This is a genomic window from Anaerofustis stercorihominis (assembly GCF_005844425.1).
In the GTDB taxonomy this organism is placed as follows: Bacteria; Bacillota; Clostridia; order Eubacteriales; family Anaerofustaceae; genus Anaerofustis; species Anaerofustis butyriciformans.
Map to the genome: position 1 here is coordinate 18,147 of NZ_SPHL01000004.1, position 14,131 is coordinate 32,277.

Genomic DNA, 14,131 nt, shown 5'->3' on the forward strand with positions numbered 1-14,131 from the left:
GAAAGGAGCTGAACTCTCATGGCCGATAAGCCCACCAACAAGGAACGCCTGAAAGAACTGGGTGAGAAGATCGAGGCAGGCATCCGGGAAGTGTTTGACAGCGGCAAGTATGCCGAGTATCTGAAAGTCATGTCCCGCTTTCCCACCTACTCCGTCAACAACCAGATGCTGATCCGCTTACAGCGCCCTAACGCGACCAAAGTGGCCGGTTATAACAAGTGGCAGCAATTTGAGCGCCATGTAAAGCGGGGCGAACATGGCATTACGATTATCGCCCCCACACCCTACAAGAAGAAAATCGAGGAACAGAAGCTCGACCCGGACACCAAGGCCCCGGTGCTGGATGCCAACGGCAAGGTAGTGATGGAGGAAAAGGAAATTGAAATCCCCACGTTCCGGCCCATCAAAGTGTTTGACTACGCACAGACCGAGGGAAAGCCGCTGCCCCAGCTTGCCGCCGACCTGTTCGGGAATGTCCAGCATTACGAGGCTTTCATGGAGGCCCTGCGGCGCACTTCGCCAGTTCCCCTGACCATCGAGCCGATGCAGGACAACATGGACGGCTTTTTCAGTCCCACCGCCCAGCGCATCGCCATCCGACAAGGGATGAGCGAGGTCCAGACCGTATGCGCCTGCATCCATGAGATGACCCATGCCACCCTGCACAACTATGAAAAGCAGCGGATGGAGGCCGCTGCCGGGGACCCGTCCAAGGAGCCGCCAAAGCCCAAGCCCCACCAGATTGAGGAAATCGAGGCGGAAAGCACTTCTTATATGGTCTGCCAGTATTTCGGCATCGAAACCGGGGAGAACAGCTTCGGCTATGTGGCCTCCTACTGCAAAGACCGGGAGCTGTCGGAGCTTCGGGCCTGCCTGAATACCATCAATAAAACCGCTGGCAGCATGATCGCCGGTATCGAAAAGCACTTTGCCGAGGTCTGCAAGGAACAGGGCATTGACCTGTCCGAGCAGAAAAATGAGCCGGAGCAGACGGTCCCGGCTGCGGAAGAACCGGCAGCGGAGGAACCCGCTGCGCCGGAGCTGGACCCCATCGACCAGCTTGCCTCCGACATCGACCAGTTTGCCTTTGATTTCGACCCTTATGAATACCGGGACCAAGTGGAGGACCGGGAGGCTGCGGTGAAGGACCTGGCGGCTTCTCTCCGGCATGGCGGGGCGCGAGGTGTTCAGGACTGGCTCCAAAGCGTCCTGGATGAAAACGAACCCGGTGAAGATACCGCAAAGGCTGCGGAGCTGATGCAGCGGCTGGACCAGCTTGCGCCTGTGCAGGAAAAGCTGCTGCTTCTGGATGAGGCGGTGTATCTGCATCTGCAAACCACCGAGGATGGCTATGACTACACTCTCTATGATAAAGACACCCTCCGCCAGATGGATGGCGGTCAGTTGGACGCGCCGGAGCTGCCCATCTCCACCGCCGCCCTGGAAATCTGTGAGATGCACGACCTGGGAGGCCAGTCCATCAAGTATGCGCCCCTTGCCATGATTGAAACTTTGCAGGAGGCGGCCTACCGGCAGATGCAGGAGGCAGCGACCCAGGCTGCCGTCCCGGAAAGTACCATGCTGCCGGATGCCCCGGAGCAGACGCTGGATGAGTACCCCATGCCGGACCCGATGCTCACGCTGGATGATCTGGAAAAGTGCGGCTACCGGGACGGGGATATGCTCCCCCTCTCCAAAGAGCGGGCGATGGAGCTTTATGAGCGGGATCTGACCGTGTATGCGGTGGTGGATGGCGGTAGCGCGGAGATGCTGTTTGACCGGGAAGAATTTGACACCCAGGCCGCCGGGACCATGTATGCCGTTTCCCGCGAGGAATGGGAGGAAAGCCCGGAGTTCGATGCGCGGGTGCAGAACCGCCTGAACCACCAGGAAGAACGGGAACGGGCATTTCTTTCCCATGAGGGGGACTGCTTCGCCATTTACCAGGTGGCCGAGAATGACCCGCAGAGGCTTCGTTTTATGAATATGGACTGGCTGAACGCCCATGACCTTTCTGTGGAGCGGGGCAACTATGATCTGGTCTATACCGCCCCGCTCCCGGAAACCGGCAGCATGGACGGGCGGCTTCACAAGCTGTTTGAACAGTTCAATTTCCACCGCCCGGCAGACTTCCACAGCCCATCCATGAGCGTCAGCGACATCGTTGCGATAAAAAGGGATGGCGTGGTATCCTGCCATTACTGCGACAGCGTTGGCTTTCAGGAAATCCCCGGCTTTCTTCCGTCCAATCCGCTGAAAAATGCGGAAATGACCGTTGAAGATGATTACGGCATGATTGACGGCATCATCAACAACGGCCCCAAAGCAACGGTGGCGGAGCTGGAGGCGCAGGCAAGAAGCGGACAGCCCATTTCCCTGATGGACCTGGCAGATGCCGTCCACCGGGAGGAACGGGACAAGAAAAAATCTGTGATGGAACAGCTCCGGCAGAGTCCGAAACAGGAGCGGAAAAAGACAGCGCCCAAAAAGAGCGCGGAAAGGGAGCTTTGATATGAACAACTTTACCTTTGAAGAAATCAACCTGATGTGCATTTACAATTCCGGGGACGGGACCCGCCAGGAGCTGATCGAGGCCCTCACCGAGATGCGCGGCTACCTGGGCGCAGATGAAACGGAGCTTTTGGAGCTTACCGACTCTGCTCTTTCAAAGCTGTCCGCCATGACCGATGAAGCATTTGCCGAGCTGGAACTGTACCCGGATTTTGACAGCGAGGACAATGCCTATGATGAGTAACCTGGAATTTTATTCTGCGATGGCCAGCTACACCGCCACCCATCTGACGGATAGCTGGCAGAGGTGGACCGCATTTCTCACCACCGCCTCCCGGCTGTATAAGTACCCCTTCCACGAGCAGCTTATGATCTTCGCCCAGCGCCCGGATGCAACAGCCTGTGCGGAATATGACCTCTGGAACGACACCATGCGCCGGTATGTGCGGCGCGGCTCCAAGGGCATCGCCCTTGTGGACAATTCCCGCGAAAAGCCCCGGCTTCGGTATGTGTTCGACATTTCCGACACCGGCCTGCGGAAAAATTCCCGCCACCCCTTCCTGTGGGAGCTTCGCCCGGAGCATGAGGCGGCGGTGGCTCAGGCGCTTGCCGAGCGGTTTGGTGCGCCGCCCGAAAACAACCTGGCGGAACAGCTTGAAAGCATCGCGGCCCAGCTTGTCAGCGAGTATTGGGTGGAACACAAGCGGGACATCCTCGACATCGTTGACGGGAGCTTTCTGGAAGGCTATGATGAATTTAACATCGGAGTGCAGTTCAGAAATGCCGCAACGGTCAGCATTACCTACTCGCTGCTGTCCCGGTGTGGACTGGAGCCGGAAGGCTACTTCGACCATGAGGACTTTTTAAGTATCTTCGATTTCAACACCCCGGAGGCGGTAGCTGCCCTGGGAACGGCGGTCAGCCAGAGCAACCAACAGGTGCTGCGGCAGATCGGCATTACTATCCAAAACTATGAACGAGCCAAATTCGCGGAAAGGAGCGTCACACATGGAGAACAACCTGACTTACACCAAGAACGGAGATTATCTGATCCCCGACCTGAAGCTGGAGGAAACGAAGCCCCTGGGCCGGTACGGGAGGATGCGCCGGGATTATCTGAAGGAGCATCGGCCGGTCCTGTTCAACGCCATGATGGTGAGCGGGAAATTGTACCCGCACTTGAACGAGATCGAGCAGACCATGAACCGGCGGCTGGAGCAGATGATGCCGGAGCTGATGCAGGCGGCGGGCGTGACGGAGGAACTGAAAGCCCGCGATCCGATGACCTGGGTGGGGCTGATGAACAACTGCAAAGCCCAGGCGGAGGAAATCCTTCTGACGGAACTTATATACAGCTAACCCTGTTTCCCTCGGAACAGGAACAAATACGGCGGATTGATGAAGGGCCAGGCGTTTTCGCGTCTGGCCCTTCTGCTGTCCCGGAGCCGGAACCGGCCCCGCCAACACCAGCGGTCCCTCGCCGGGCGCTTACCCAGGCTGACATTGATGCCGCCATCCAGGAATGGAACGGCAATATCGAGAGCAAGCACGCGGTTGTCCGCTACATGAAGGACCATGCCCGTGAAAAGGACACCGCTACTTGGCTGCGGCAGGAATACGGCGATGCGCTGCCTGCCTTTCCTGTCACGGCGGATGGCGCGGCGGGCGATGTGCCGTGGCCCAAAGTGCAGCGCCGGATCGCCCAGCTCATTAAGGAGGACCGCTTCTATACTCAAGAAGAACAGGACCGCTTTGACAACATCGACCCTATCGCCATCCGGGAGGCCCTGGCCGAGCGCGGGATTGTGAACGGTCAGGTGGCAGACCCGGAAAAGCTGGACAACGACCTGTTCATCCAGCAGGTGATGCAGGATGTGGAGGCTGTCGCAGCCGAGGAACACGCCGAGCCGGAGCCAGAGCCGCCTGCGCCGGACTTATCCGGCCAGCCTGTCACCCGCGAGGGAGACACCATCACCATTGGGAATGGGGAGCCGACCCATGAGATCGACATTACCGTTTCCGATGAGGAATACGAGGCCATCCAGCAGGCCATCCCGGAGAAAAAGGTCTATGACCCCTCCGCACCGGTCTACCATGTAGGCGATATGGTCTATCTGGACAATCAGGAATACCAGATCACAGAGCTGCGGGAGGATACGGTACAGCTTCTTCCCGCTGGCATGGCTTACCCGATCTTCCGGGCCGAGAGCCGGGAACGGTTTGAGCAGCTTCTGAAAAACGACCTGCGAAACGGCCCCATTACCGAGTTCCTTTCTGCTGACCCGGAGAAAACGGACCAGGACCTGCGGGAAGTGCTGACTTCCGGGCTGTTTACCTGGCAGGACAAGGAGTACATTTCCCGCTGGCTGCGGGATGGCGAGGGCAATACCAAAATCGCCCAGCGCCTTTCTGAGCTGTATTCCGGGCGCGTGGAGACGATGGACTTTGTGACCGGGGATATAGCAGACTACCGCACCTTCACCACCAGCGTTGAGGTGGAGATCCTGGACCATGAGGAACGAAAACTTGCGACCCTGGCATACCGATGGGATGAACTGGCTCCGCTTCTTCGGGGAATGTATGTAAAGGAGCTGGACGGCTTCTTTCAGGACCCGGAAGGCTTCGCAGACCGGCACACATCCCCATTGGAAGGAACTCCATCTTACCAGGTGGGCGATCAGGTAACGCTCCCTGCGCCTGACCACCCCATCACCGGCACGATTGATGCCATTGAAGATACAACGGTCCGCATTTATACCGGGCCTTATGCCTGGAGCTATGATGTCATCAGCCGGGAACAGTTTGAAACCTGGCTACGCCAGGATGAGCGAAACGCCGGACTGTTCACGCAGGAGGAAAAAGAACCCCCTGCGCCGGAAATCACCTCCGAGCCGGTAACGGTCTATCCGGGGGACAAAAACGGACTTCCCTATGATGTGGTGGTGGAACGGCTGCACATAGACGAGCCGGAACCCACGCCGCCGGAACCGGCCTTTTCTGCGGAGCAGGCTGACCATCAGGAAAACACGGACCAGCCCCGCCGAACCGGGCAGAACTTCCACATCACAGACGACCACCTGGGGGAAGGCGGACCGAGGCTCAAATATCAGGCCAATATCACGGCCATCCGGCTGTTGAAGGAGCTTGAGACTGCGGGCCAGCAGGCCAGCCCGGAACAGCAGGAAGTGCTGTCCCGCTATGTGGGCTGGGGCGGCGTGCCGGAGGCTTTCGACCCGGCCAAAACCGCCTGGGCCAAGGAGTATGCCGAGCTGAAGGAGCTTTTGACCCCGGAGGAATACGAGGCGGCCAGGGCCTCCACCCTGAACGCCCACTACACCAGCCCTATGGTGATCCGCGCCATTTATGAGGCCGTGGAGCAGATGGGCTTTCACAGCGGCAACATTCTGGAACCGTCCTGCGGCGTGGGCAACTTCTTCGGGATGCTCCCGGAGAGCATGAGCGAAAGCAAGCTGTACGGCGTGGAGCTGGACAGCATCACCGGGCGTATCGCCCGCCAGCTCTATCCCAATGCCCGCATCGAGGTCAACGGCTTTGAGAAAACGCAGTACCCTGATGGCGTTTTTGACCTTGCCATCGGAAATGTACCGTTTGGCAACTACCGGGTGAGTGACCGGCCCTATGACCGGCACAATCTGCTGATCCACGATTACTTCTTTGCCAAGACCATCGACAAGGTGCGGGCTGGCGGCATCATTGCTTTCATCACTTCCAACGGCATCAGCGGCGGCACAATGGATAAAAAGGACGCGCACGCCAGAGAGTATATGGCCCGGCGCTGCGACCTGCTGGGCGCGGTCCGCCTGCCGAACACCACCTTCCGGGCCAATGCCGGGACAGATATTGCGATGGACATCGTTTTCCTGCAAAAGCGGGAGGTTCCCCGGATGCAGGGAGAGCCGCTGCCGGAATGGGTGGAGACAGACCTGTTACGCACAAACACTTATACAGATAAGGACGGGCGGGAACGGCACGACCATGTGACCATGAACCGCTACTTCCGTACCCACCCGGAAATGGTGCTGGGCGACCTGGATATTGTGACCGGGCCGTTTGGCCCCCAGCTCGTCTGCAATCCGAGGGAAGGCGCAGACCTGGAACAGCAGCTCCGTGAAGCGATGCAGCATATCCAGGGCCGCTATACCGAAGCCGCGCTGCCGGAGCTGGGCGAAGGCGAGGACATCGACACCTCCCTCCCGGCAGACCCGGATGTGAAAAACTATTCTTACACGGTGGTCGATGGCGCGGTGTACTACCGGGAAAACAGCCGCATGGTGCGCCCTGACTTAAACGCTACCGCCGAGGCCCGCATCAAGGGGCTGGTGGAGCTGCGGGACTGTGTGCAGCGGCTCATCGACCTGGAAATGAACGCCGCCATGCCGGATGCCGCTATCCGGGAACAGATGGCGGAGCTGAACCGGCTCTATGATACCTTTTCTGCCAAGTACGGCCTTATCAATGACCGGGCGAACCGGCTGGCCTTTTCCGATGACAGCAGCTATTACCTGCTCTGTGCGCTGGAAGTGTTGGACGAGGATGGCAGGCTGGAACGAAAGGCGGATATGTTCACCAAGCGGACCATTAAGCCCCATGAGGCGGTGGCCTCCGTGGACACCGCCGCCGAAGCCCTGGCAGTCTCCATTTCGGAGAAAGCCTGTGTGGATATGGGCTATATGGCTTCGCTCACCGGCAGGACCGGGAACGAGCTGGCCGAGGAACTGCGGGGCGTGATCTTCCAGGTGCCGGGGATTACGGAGCCGGATGGAACACCCCATTATGTGACCGCCGATGAATACCTGTCCGGTAATGTCCGGCAGAAGCTGCGCCAGGCACAGCGGGCGGCGGAGCGCGATCCGGCGTTTTCCATCAATGTGGAGGCGCTCACTGCCGCCCAGCCCAAGGACCTGGATGCCTCTGAGATTGAGGTGCGGCTGGGTGCGACCTGGATTGATAAGGAATACATCCAGCAGTTTATGTACGAGACTTTCAAGACCCCGCCCTATCTGCGGGATGTGATCGAGGTGAAGTATGTCCCTTACACCGCCGAATGGCAGGTGACGGGGAAAAACTCTGTGGGCTACAACAATGTGGCCGCCTACACCACTTACGGGACCAACCGGGCCAACGCCTATAAAATCCTGGAGGACAGCCTGAACCTGCGGGATGTCCGTATCTATGACACGGTGGAGGATGCGGACGGAAAAGAGCGCCGGGTGTTAAACGCCAAGGAAACCACTCTGGCCGCGCAGAAGCAGCAGGCCATCCGGGAGGCATTTAAGGACTGGATTTGGAAGGACCCGGAGCGGCGGCAGGCATTGGTCCGCCAATACAATGAAGAAATGAACAGCACCCGCCCCCGCGAGTATGACGGCAGCCATATCGTCTTTGGCGGCATGAACCCGTCCATCACCCTGCGGGAGCATCAGAAAAACGCCATCGCCCATGTGCTGTACGGCGGCAATACGCTGCTGGCCCATGAGGTGGGCGCGGGCAAGACCTTTGAGATGGTGGCCGCCGCGATGGAGGCCAAGCGCCTGGGGCTGTGCCAGAAATCCCTTTTCGTGGTCCCGAACCACCTGACCGAACAGTGGGCTTCGGAGTTCCTGCGGCTGTACCCTTCGGCCAATATCCTGGTGACAACCAAAAAGGACTTCGAGAAGCACAACCGCAAGAAGTTCTGCGCCCGCATCGCCACCGGCGACTATGATGCCATCATTATCGGACACTCGCAATTTGAGAAAATCCCCATCAGCAAGGAACGCCAGGAGCGGCTTTTACAGGAACAGATATGGGAAATCACCGAGGGCATCTCCGAGGTGGAGTCCAGCGGCGGGGAACGCTTCACGGTGAAACAGTTGGAACGGACCAAGAAATCCCTGGAGGCCCGGCTGGAAAAGCTGCAAGCGGAAGGCCGCAAGGATGATGTGGTAACTTTTGAACAGCTCGGCGTGGACCGGCTCTTTGTGGACGAGGCGCACAACTACAAAAACCTGTTCCTCTATACCAAGATGCGGAATGTGGCGGGCCTCTCTACTACGGACGCGCAGAAATCCAGCGATATGTTTGCCAAGTGCCGCTATATGGATGAGATCACGGGCAGCCGGGGCGTTATCTTTGCCACCGGCACGCCGGTTTCCAACAGTATGACGGAGCTTTACACCATGCAGCGGTATCTCCAATATGACCGGCTTCAGGAGCTGGGCATGGCGCACTTTGACTGCTGGGCCAGCCGCTTCGGGGAGACGGTGACCGCTTTGGAGCTTGCCCCAGAAGGAACCGGCTACCGGGCGCGGACCCGTTTCTCCAAGTTTTTCAATTTGCCGGAACTGATGAACCTGTTCAAAGAGATCGCGGATATAAAGACCGCCGACCAGCTCCATCTTCCCACCCCGGAGGTGGAATACCACAATATCGTGGCCCAGCCCACCGAACACCAGAAAGAGATGGTGAAGGCCCTCTCCGAGCGGGCGGCCAAGGTACACGGCGGGAGCATTGACCCCAGGGAGGACAATATGCTCAAGATTACCAGCGATGGCCGCAAGCTGGGGCTGGACCAGCGGATCATCAATCCGCTGCTGCCGGATGAGCCGGGAACCAAAGTCAATCAATGCGTGGACAATATCATGCAGATCTGGCGGGACGGGCAGGCGGATAAGCTGACCCAGCTCGTATTCTGCGATATTTCCACACCCCAGGCAAGCTCCGCCAGAAAGGTGGCGAAGGCGCTGGACAATCCGACCCTGCACGCCCTGGAAGATGCGGTGCCGCTGCCGGAGCCGGAACCGGCCTTTACGGTGTATGAGGACATCCGGCAGAAGCTCATCGCCCAGGGGATGCCCGCCGAACAGATCGCGTTTATCCATGAGGCCAATACTGAAGTGCGGAAAAAGGATCTGTTCTCTAAAGTCCGTACCGGCCAGGTGCGCGTTTTGCTCGGCAGTACCCAAAAGATGGGGGCCGGGACCAATGTGCAGGATCGCCTTGTGGCGCTGCATGACCTGGACTGCCCCTGGCGGCCCGGCGACCTGGCCCAGCGGAAAGGCCGCATTGAGCGCCAGGGCAACCAGAATGAAAAGGTCCATGTATTCCGCTATGTGACCGAGGGGACCTTTGATGCCTACCTCTGGCAGACGGTGGAGAACAAGCAGAAATTCATCAGCCAGATCATGTCCTCAAAATCGCCGGTGCGAAGCTGTGATGATGTGGATGAAACGGCGCTCTCCTTTGCCGAGATTAAGGCCCTTTGCGCCGGGGACCCCCGCATCAAAGAGCGCATGGACCTGGATGTGGATGTGTCCCGTCTGAAGCTGATGAAGGCCGACCACCAGAGCAAGCAGTACCAGATGGAGGATAATCTTCTGAAATACTTCCCGGAGCAGATCGAAAAGCACAAAGGCTTCATTAAGGGGCTTGAGGCGGATATGGAAATACTGGCCGCCCATCCCCACCCGGAGGACAGCTTTGCCGGGATGGAGGTGCGGGGCGATACCCTTACCGACAAGGAGAATGCCGGTGCCGCCCTTTTAGACGCCTGTAAGGAAGTGAAAAACGCCGAGCCGGTCCAGGTGGGAAGTTACCGGGGCTTTGTCATGTCGGTGTCCTTTGATGCCTTCCGCCAGGAATACACCCTGCAACTGAAAGGCCAGATGACCCATCAGGCCACTCTTGGCGTAGACCCGCGCGGCAACCTGACTCGCATTGACAATGCCCTGGCGCAGATGCCCCAGCGGTTGGAAAGCGTGAAAGCCCAGCTTGATAACCTCTACCAGCAGCAGGCCGCCGCAAAGGAAGAAGTCGGCAGGCCCTTCCCCTATGAGGATGAACTGCGGGAGAAATCGGCCCGGCTTACAGAGCTGGACACGCTGCTCAATATCGACAGCAAGGCCCCCGGCCCCCAGGAAACCATCGTTGCCAAAAGTACACGCCCCTCCGTCCTGGAGGGGCTTCGCCGTCCCATGCCGCCGAGAGCGGCAGACAAAAAATCCAAAAACCATGAGGAGGTGCGATAACTATGACACAGGAAGAAATGCTGACAGCCCTTTATGAAAAGATGGCTGCTGAACAGGACAAGTACCGCGACTGGCTGAAAAACCAGCCTGCGGCGGAGGTCTTAAACCATGCCTACGAGTACACGGTCCGGGAGGACATCGTGATGTGCATGGAGGAATTGGAGCTGACCGAAGCCCAAGCAAAGGCGCTTCTGGCTTCGCCCGCGCCGCTGGCCGATGTTTACAAGGACTTTGAGAAGCTGGAAACCAGCTACATGGATGTGATACGGGACACCATCGAAACCAGGGCAAACGAGCTGTATCAGGCCCAGGAAACACTGAAAAATACGCCCCTCTATCCCCATTCGGCGGCGTATGCGTCCGAGCATGGGGAGATGGCACAATACAACGCCTCGTTTCAGGCAAGCCATGCCTGCAAGGAGGCCATCGAACAGGCAATCGGCCGCCATTACAGCAATAACCGGCTGGATGCCGAAGCCGCTGTGAACGATGTATTAGAACAGTTCGGGGCGGACCGGGTACAGTATGTGCTGGCCAACACGGTCCGGCATAAGGAATGGGATGGGCGCATCTCCCGCGACAATAAGGCATGGGCCAGCACGATGCCCCTGCCGGAGGGCAGCCCCCAGGACCGGCACAGCGAGTATCTGGTGGTGGACCGCTGCAATCCCGGTCTGACCGACCTGTTTCTGAAGCAGGTGCGGCAGCTTGCCGGAGAACGAGAAAAACCCTCTGTCCGGGAGAAACTGCAAAAGGCTCCGGCGGCTCCCCGGCGCTCTGCCCCAGCCAGGAAGAAAGAGGCGGAGCGTTGATATGGCGAACCGGGAACGGGAAATCCAACTGAAATTCCGCGTCACTCCAGAGGAAAGGGAGCTGATCGAGGCAAAGATGGCCCAGCTCGGCACACAGAACATGGCGGCCTATCTGCGGAAGATGGCCCTGGATGGGTATGTGGTCCGTCTGGAACTGCCGGAGCTTCGGGAGATGGTATCCCTGCTGCGCCGGAGCAGCAACAACTTAAACCAGCTCACCCGGCGCGTCCATGAGACAGGACGCATCTATGATGCCGACCTGGAAGATCTACGGCAGGGACAGGAAAAGCTGTGGGAGGCGGCGGAACATATCCTCTCGGCATTGGCGGCCCTGAAATAAGGGTGCGGGCGGCGGCCAGAACTTTGGCTTGCCGCCCCTCTTTCTTTTTTGGCCGCATCCTTGCAAAAAGAAGCTGGGGCCGCTATGCTGAAATCAGAAACGAAAACAGCGCACGAGGTAAAGGAGCTGATTGCGATATGCTGACACATGAAAAAGTGCTGAAGGTGTTCGGCCCGTATCTGGATGCTGACCCTGACTATGAGGTGGTAAAGACCAGCCGGGGCTATACGCTGCTGGCCTGGAACAACCGCCGGGAGGAATGGTTCAGCGCCGAGTTCTGCAAGACCCCGGAGGACCTGCGGGATGCCCTGTTAGATGCCTATGTGAATTACCTGGAATATGTTGTCACCGATGAGGACCGGGACCCCACCGAGCAGGAAATGCGGGAAATCCAAAAGAAGCGGCAGGCGATGTATGAGGAATGTATGAAGGAGGGACTGTGATGAGACTGATTTTGAAGATTTTGGCCGCGCCCCTGGTGGTCGCCCTGACCCTGTTCGTCTGGATTTGTACCATCCTTTTGTACTGCACCGGCATGGTCCTTGGGCTGGCCGCTTTGGTAGTCGCCCTTTTAGGGGTGGCTGTGCTTGTAACCTACTCCCTGCAAAATGGCATCATCCTGCTGGTGATTGCCTTTCTTATCAGCCCGATGGGACTGCCGACTGCGGCGGCTTGGTTGCTGGGAAAGGTCCAGGGATTGCGGTATGCAATTCAGGACCGCATTTACAGGTGAACGCGCCGCCCGGATATGGTATAATCGGAACATGGAAAGGCGGTGGCGTCATGGGGGCCAGCAACAAGGTCTGCCCGGTCTGCGGCAGGAAAATGAAACAGCAGTTCATCGGCTTGCAGCACTGTAAATGCGGCATGAGCTGGAAAAAGGACATCGGATTTTTTGAGCGCACCAGCGACATGGTGTTTGCTCTGGAACGGCGGACTGTGGGGAAAAAGGTAAAACAGGTTCCCGTGATCCGGCGCAAAGACTGAACAGAATACCATCAACAAAGGCGGCCTGCAGATGCAGGCCGCCTTGATTATATCACTTTGAATGAATAGAGACATTATTTTTTCCACTTTTTAGAAGCGGAGAGAAAGACAGTGTTACCTCATAACCTTGCATTGGCGCACTATCTATTTTCATAGAACCATCATGCGCCTCAACAATTTGACGCACAAGCAAAAGCCCCAGTCCATGCCGCAAATCAAGTCGTTCATCGGTGCTTTCCATATAGTGGGGTTTTTCCTCTAATTCTTGTAACTTTTCAGGGGTAAGCCCTACTCCATTATCAGCAACAGATAGAGTAAGCGTTTCTTCGGTGTATTTAAGGGAAAGCAGGATTTTGCAACCTTGCGGATTATGCTTGATGCTGTTCTGAACAAGGTTGTTGATTGCCCGTGAAATCAAGCGTGCATCACATTCCAACATGGCATTTTCTGCTTCTGGTGCAATATCAATTTCAATCGTATAGGCATCAGAAATCCCGGAGTTGAGCAATTCGGCTACATAGGAACGAATGAGTTTGGACAGGCGTATCTGCTCCTTGTGAAGTGGCTGCATTTCGTATTCCAGTTGGGATACTAAATTCAAATCCTGCACAAGTTCTTTGATTTTGACGCTTTGCTTTCGCACGATTTCGGCCTGTTCTCTAACCTTATCAGTGGTTGCTTCATTTGCGGCTATCCGACCAGCATATCCCATAATCATAGAAAGCGGTGTACGGATGTCATGGGAGACGCCGCTGATCCAGTTGGCGCGGGCTTCGTTCTGCCTGCTTATTATCTGAGAGGCTTTATTTACACTGGCTGCAATTTCGGATAGCTCTCCGTCAATATGGAGCGAAGCGGGTTTGCCATCTGCCAATGTTTCAATGGCTTCTACAATCGGCTCTGTATTCTGGATGATCCTGCGTTTTGAAAAGTAATAGGCCAAAAACAGGCACAGCGCATCCATGCCTAACATTCCCATCACATAGAAAGGGATTTTTTGAATTGCCTCAATGGAATAGTAGTTGCTGGTGATCTTCATGTAGCTATCCTTTGGATACCCCAAAACCAACAAGCCCTCGTCCGTATTCCAGACAAAAACAGGATAATCTTCCAGATAACCTTTTGAAAACAAAGCTACATCCTGAATGTTGTAATTTCGCGGCACTTCTTCTGGCACATCGAGGGTCCAAAAGCACTTTCCATTTGGTGTCAAATACATAGCCCAGATATTGTACTGACGCAATTTCTGTACCGCATCATCCGTCAGGCCCTCTGTGGTTGCCGCAGCGGAGGCCATCTCAAGCATAGCGCGTGGGGACGCTTCTCCGTAATCCTCTGAAACTGTGTGATAGAAGGTCGCTCCAAACAGAATAATATTGATAAGCACCAGTATCAGGAGAAACGCAGCGAAAGACGCCAAATGTTTTGAAATATATGTTCCAAAAGATTTCATG

10 protein-coding genes are annotated in these 14,131 nt (G+C 57.0%); 9 read left to right on the forward strand and 1 reads right to left on the reverse strand.

Translation table 11 applies throughout. The features are described from left to right. Positions 1-18 precede the first annotated feature (18 nt). The 9 genes from FGQ49_RS01995 (at position 19) to FGQ49_RS02030 (ending at position 12,677) form a co-directional block, all read left to right on the forward strand. Positions 19-2,511 carry a YodL domain-containing protein gene (locus tag FGQ49_RS01995; protein ID WP_138268251.1) on the forward strand — a complete coding sequence of 831 codons (2,493 nt, stop codon included), beginning with the start codon at positions 19-21 and terminating at the stop codon, positions 2,509-2,511. A 1-nt stretch (position 2,512) separates the two neighbouring features. Next, on the forward strand, positions 2,513-2,755 hold the full coding sequence (locus FGQ49_RS02000) for a transposon-transfer assisting family protein (RefSeq protein WP_087415873.1): 243 nt from the start codon (positions 2,513-2,515) through the stop codon (positions 2,753-2,755). Between the two features lie 764 nt (positions 2,756-3,519). Then, complete coding sequence (locus FGQ49_RS10580) at positions 3,520-3,870, forward strand: TnpV protein (protein WP_084730548.1); 351 nt, start codon at positions 3,520-3,522, stop codon at positions 3,868-3,870. 4,052 nt (positions 3,871-7,922) lie between these two features. After that, on the forward strand, positions 7,923-10,538 hold the full coding sequence (locus tag FGQ49_RS10790) for an SNF2-related protein (RefSeq protein ID WP_431731923.1): 2,616 nt from the start codon (positions 7,923-7,925) through the stop codon (positions 10,536-10,538). A 2-nt stretch (positions 10,539-10,540) separates the two neighbouring features. After that, a complete protein-coding gene (locus FGQ49_RS02010; RefSeq protein WP_138268253.1) occupies positions 10,541-11,350 on the forward strand; it encodes a DUF3849 domain-containing protein in 810 nt (269 codons plus the stop codon). A 1-nt stretch (position 11,351) separates the two neighbouring features. Beyond that, complete coding sequence (locus FGQ49_RS02015; protein WP_055163962.1) at positions 11,352-11,690, forward strand: plasmid mobilization protein; 339 nt, start codon at positions 11,352-11,354, stop codon at positions 11,688-11,690. A gap of 23 nt (positions 11,691-11,713) precedes the next feature. Beyond that, positions 11,714-12,133: a hypothetical protein gene (locus FGQ49_RS02020; RefSeq protein WP_243112204.1), complete on the forward strand. Its 420-nt coding sequence runs from the start codon at positions 11,714-11,716 to the stop codon at positions 12,131-12,133. Next, positions 12,133-12,423 (forward strand): CD1845 family protein, encoded by a 291-nt coding sequence (locus FGQ49_RS02025; RefSeq protein ID WP_138268254.1) that lies wholly within the window; start codon positions 12,133-12,135, stop codon positions 12,421-12,423. The genes FGQ49_RS02020 and FGQ49_RS02025 overlap by 1 nt, the downstream gene beginning before the upstream one ends. Positions 12,424-12,473: 50 nt before the next feature. After that, positions 12,474-12,677 (forward strand): hypothetical protein, encoded by a 204-nt coding sequence (locus FGQ49_RS02030; protein ID WP_055163968.1) that lies wholly within the window; start codon positions 12,474-12,476, stop codon positions 12,675-12,677. A 52-nt stretch (positions 12,678-12,729) separates the two neighbouring features. Here FGQ49_RS02030 and FGQ49_RS02035 read toward each other — a convergent pair whose 3' ends face one another. Continuing rightward, positions 12,730-14,130, reverse strand: coding sequence for a sensor histidine kinase (locus tag FGQ49_RS02035; protein WP_138268255.1), 1,401 nt, complete (start codon positions 14,128-14,130; stop codon positions 12,730-12,732). Between the last annotated feature and the right edge of the window lies 1 nt (position 14,131).

Coding starts and splice junctions, on each gene's coding strand:
- FGQ49_RS02015 (WP_055163962.1), top strand. CDS start 11,352: ATGGCGAACCGGGAACGGGAAATCCAACTGAAATTCCGCGTCACTCCA.
- FGQ49_RS10790 (WP_431731923.1), top strand. CDS start 7,923: ATGAACCCGTCCATCACCCTGCGGGAGCATCAGAAAAACGCCATCGCC.
- FGQ49_RS02025 (WP_138268254.1), top strand. CDS start 12,133: ATGAGACTGATTTTGAAGATTTTGGCCGCGCCCCTGGTGGTCGCCCTG.
- FGQ49_RS02030 (WP_055163968.1), top strand. CDS start 12,474: ATGGGGGCCAGCAACAAGGTCTGCCCGGTCTGCGGCAGGAAAATGAAA.
- FGQ49_RS10580 (WP_084730548.1), top strand. CDS start 3,520: ATGGAGAACAACCTGACTTACACCAAGAACGGAGATTATCTGATCCCC.
- FGQ49_RS02000 (WP_087415873.1), top strand. CDS start 2,513: ATGAACAACTTTACCTTTGAAGAAATCAACCTGATGTGCATTTACAAT.
- FGQ49_RS02010 (WP_138268253.1), top strand. CDS start 10,541: ATGACACAGGAAGAAATGCTGACAGCCCTTTATGAAAAGATGGCTGCT.
- FGQ49_RS01995 (WP_138268251.1), top strand. CDS start 19: ATGGCCGATAAGCCCACCAACAAGGAACGCCTGAAAGAACTGGGTGAG.
- FGQ49_RS02035 (WP_138268255.1), bottom strand. CDS start 14,130: ATGAAATCTTTTGGAACATATATTTCAAAACATTTGGCGTCTTTCGCT.